General features: G+C 36.1%; 3 protein-coding genes. All 3 read left to right on the top strand.

Translation table 11 applies throughout. From position 1 onward, the window contains the following. Positions 1 to 510: 510 nt before the first annotated feature. The 3 genes from D5R40_RS31055 to D5R40_RS31045 all read left to right on the top strand — a co-directional run bounded on the left by D5R40_RS31055 (position 511) and on the right by D5R40_RS31045 (position 3751). The gene (locus tag D5R40_RS31055; protein WP_124145156.1) at positions 511 to 1605 is read left to right on the top strand and encodes a Get3/ArsA fold putative tail anchor-mediating ATPase NosAFP; all 1095 of its coding nucleotides are present in this window, start codon (positions 511 to 513) and stop codon (positions 1603 to 1605) included. Positions 1606 to 2052: 447 nt separating this feature from the next. Further along, positions 2053 to 3033, top strand: a complete 981-nt coding sequence (gene chlG / locus D5R40_RS31050; protein WP_124145157.1) for a chlorophyll synthase ChlG — start codon at positions 2053 to 2055, stop codon at positions 3031 to 3033. 472 nt (positions 3034 to 3505) lie between these two features. After that, positions 3506 to 3751 carry a hypothetical protein gene (locus D5R40_RS31045; RefSeq protein WP_124145158.1) on the top strand — a complete coding sequence of 82 codons (246 nt, stop codon included), beginning with the start codon at positions 3506 to 3508 and terminating at the stop codon, positions 3749 to 3751. Positions 3752 to 3801 lie beyond the last annotated feature (50 nt).

The raw sequence follows: 3801 nt of genomic DNA, 5'->3' as shown, positions 1-3801 counted from the left end.
ACTGCGAAACGAGAAGCCCACACTATACCGCAAGGTTAGTGTGGGAGTATGTCACAACCAGAACAGTACGATACTCTACTTCAGCTAGCTGCGTTGCACAATGACGAATGATTACGAGAATTGAGGAATTTGCCGATGTTTCAAATCATAAACCAGCAAGTCCATTGATCTGTACAACATATCAATGGACTTGGAGTAGTACAAAGTTTTGCGATTTTTGGAAGATTCTCAAGTGCAAAATAGCTAAACTGCATCAATTAATAGCTAGACAAAGGTTAGACTGGCAATTCAAACTTGCTGATCATTTGTTCAGTATAGGAAATTTTTCTCCAAGTGCGGTGTTGCGGAGGACATTGAACTTTAAAATCTTTGGTATAGACTTGGGAAATCAGCTAAATCTATAAATATCAAGTTCAGAAAATTAATTATAACTAAAGTATTATTCTAAAGTAAACTAAATAATTACAAAATGTAAATGTTCCTTGATTCTAAACTTTTGATAGATAAATAATGACCATTACTTACACATTTTTGGGTAAAGGTGGTACAGGTCGAACTACCATTGCATTTGCCACTGCCAAACAATACGCTAGCCTTGGTAAACGAGTCTTATTTGTCGGACAAGAACCAACTCCTGCATTATCCTTGTTATTAGGTGCTAATATTGGCCCAGAACCTACAGAAATAGACTCCAATCTCAAAGCAGTCAATATTCAGGCAGCAAGTTTACTAGAAAGCGGTTGGGAAGAACTGAAAAAACTAGAAGCTGAATATATCCGTACACCCTTCTTTAAAAAGGTATATGGTCAAGAACTGGGAGTATTACCAGGAGTAGAAGGAATTCTGACGATTAATACTATGCGGGGATATAGTACTAGTGGGGAATATGATGTAATTATTTATGATGGCACAGGAGATAAGGAGACTTTACGACTTTTGGGTTCGGCGGAAATTATGAGTTGGTATATTCGTCGCTTCCGTCAAGTTCTTCTCGACTCAGATGTCTACAAAGCTATTTCTCCATTTGTTCAACCTATTAGTAGTGCTATTCTAAATGTTGATTGGACAGGGGATAATTTTTCTCAACCTACTGAAAAAATCAATGAACTGTTAGATAATGCTAAAGCTACTATAGCTGACCCAAATAGAGTAGCAGCATACTTGGTTACTACTAAAGATCCAGCAGCGATCGCCACAGCAAAATATTTATGGGGAAGTTCCCAACAAGTTAATCTGACTGTAGGGGGAGTAATTCTGAATCAGGCAGATTTAGCGGATAATGTTGCTGATGAATTTGCACCACTATCTGTAACTCCGATTCCCCGTCGTTCTACTGAAGATTGGCAACCTCTAATGGATGCTCTGCCAGATTTTAGTCAAGCAGTTAAGGCTCCTAAGCCTATCATCATAGATATTCAAAAAAGTCAAGTAAGTTTATTTTTGCCTGGTTTTGATAAAAAACAAATTGGACTTACTCAATATGGACCAGAAGTAACAATTGAAGCTGGAGACCAAAGAAGAAATATTTTCCTTCCACCTCCTCTTAGCGGAAAACCTGTAACTGGTGCAAAGTTCCAAGATGGTTATTTGATTATTTCTTTTTAGAGGCAGTAGGGAGTAGGCAGTAGGCAGTAGAGAAGATGGGGTGACGGGGAGTAGGAAAAAAGATTGATTTTTTGCTTTGCTCAAAAGTTTATAGTAATTTTCAGAGATATTAACTACACAACCAAAACCAAAATCTTGTAGGGATTTTTCATGGAATGTCCCTACAGTAGTCTACTAAAATAAAAACTGTTGTAATTTCAAAAAAGTAGGTTGAAAAACTTCTCACAAAACATTTTCAAACTTAGTATATAAATTACTTTGACCAAAAAGTAAGGTCATAACCTTTCCCTTTTAAGGGTATGAAAAGCGGTCGAGAGATGGGGAAGAAACCTTGCCATATCCAATCGACCAAGAGAACAGAAACTTCAGGATTTTCTGGCCTCCCTATTCCATAGAGGTACTGATAACTGATAACTGATAACTGATAATTGATAACTGATAACTGAAATGACTAATCGAGAAACAAAAACAGAAGAAAATAGCACTGCTAAAACCAGACAAATATTAGGAATGAAAGGTGCAGCAAGTGGAGAAACTAATATTTGGAAAATCCGCTTGCAACTAATGAAACCCATAACTTGGATTCCTTTAATCTGGGGAGTAGTTTGTGGAGCTGCATCTTCAGGAAATTATAGCTGGAATCTAGAAAATGTACTACAGTCTGCTACTTGTATGTTAATAGCAGGACCTTTGATGGCGGGTTATACGCAAACTTTAAATGATTTTTATGACAAAGAAATAGACGCTATTAATGAACCTTATCGACCGATTCCTTCAGGTGCAATTTCTATTCCTCAAGTTGTGACTCAAATTCTAGTTTTGTTACTATCAGGGGTTGGCATATCATATATTCTCGATTTGTGGGCTGGTCACGATTTTCCAATGATTACTATATTGTGTTTGTTCGGAGCATTTTTAGCTTATATTTATTCAGCACCTCCACTAAAGTTAAAACAAAATGGTTGGTTAGGAAATTATGCTTTAGGTTCTAGTTATATTGCTTTGCCTTGGTGGACTGGTCATGCTTTATTTGGAGAGTTAAATTTAACAATTGTAATTCTGACTTTGTTTTATAGTTTTGCTGGATTAGGAATTGCTGTAGTTAATGATTTTAAGAGTGTGGAAGGAGATGAAAAGTTGGGTTTAAAATCATTACCAGTTATGTTTGGCATTGGTACGGCGGCTTGGATTTGTGTATTAATGATTGATATTTTTCAAGCTGGAGTGGCAGCTTATTTAATTAGTATTCAAGAAAATTTGTATGCTGTAATTTTGCTATTGATGGTAATTCCTCAGATTACTTTTCAGGATATGTATTTTCTCAGAAATCCTCTAGAAAATGATGTGAAATATCAAGCAAGTGCCCAACCTTTTTTAGTATTAGGTATGTTAATTACTGGTTTAGCTCTGGGTCATGCAGGAGTTTAGTCTTTTCAGTTATTAGTTAATAAGAAGAAGCAAGAAGCAAGAAGGTTAAAGATTTTCTAATGTTGATATTATTAATTTGAACTGGAACCCGCCCTTACTATTAGACTTCTCTAATAAGACCCCACCCTTAAGGGCGGAGTTTAAATATAATCAATCCCACAGAAATCATCAATTATTTCCCCCTACTCCCTATTCCCTATTTTTTGAATTTTCAACAGACAGAATAAACTAGATTTCATCGAATGACAAAAAAACAAAAAAAGTCGATATTAGCAGTAAACGTCTAATTGGAATTGCCCTCAGTCGTTGGGTAGAATGGGTGAGTCAAATTCCGAATGTTACTGTCAAAGAAATTATTTCTTCAGACTTCCAGTGGGTAAGTTGAGAAGGGTATGTTTTGCTGCGTGTTTCTAGTCAAGAGTATGGAGAGTTTCTTGTTGTGAATGAAATGCAATTAAGGTAAAACACAGAAATGCCACTTCGGATGTATGCTTATGCCGTATTAGCAGAAGAAAAATACAAAAAACATATTTATACGGTATTAATAAATATTCTCCAACCGAGCACAACCACAGAAATAGTCAAAAGAGGTGAACAACGAGGCGAACAAAGAGGAATACTTTCTGGAATAGAACTAGGGTTAGAATTGAAATTTTGCTCTTTAGGAAAAGAGATATTTTCAGAGATTAATGCTATTGAAAATATTCAGGTTTTTTGAAGAAGGAGACAGGAGACAGGAGACAGGAGACAGGAGGAAAATTACATGGG

This window comes from Okeania hirsuta (assembly GCF_003838195.1).
Classification (GTDB): domain Bacteria; phylum Cyanobacteriota; class Cyanobacteriia; order Cyanobacteriales; family Microcoleaceae; genus Okeania; species Okeania hirsuta.
Note: the sequence above shows the minus strand (reverse complement) of the source record. Positions and strands in the feature narration are given on the sequence as shown.

Coding starts and splice junctions, on each gene's coding strand:
- D5R40_RS31055 (WP_124145156.1), top strand. CDS start 511: ATGACCATTACTTACACATTTTTGGGTAAAGGTGGTACAGGTCGAACT.
- chlG (WP_124145157.1), top strand. CDS start 2,053: ATGACTAATCGAGAAACAAAAACAGAAGAAAATAGCACTGCTAAAACC.
- D5R40_RS31045 (WP_124145158.1), top strand. CDS start 3,506: ATGCCACTTCGGATGTATGCTTATGCCGTATTAGCAGAAGAAAAATAC.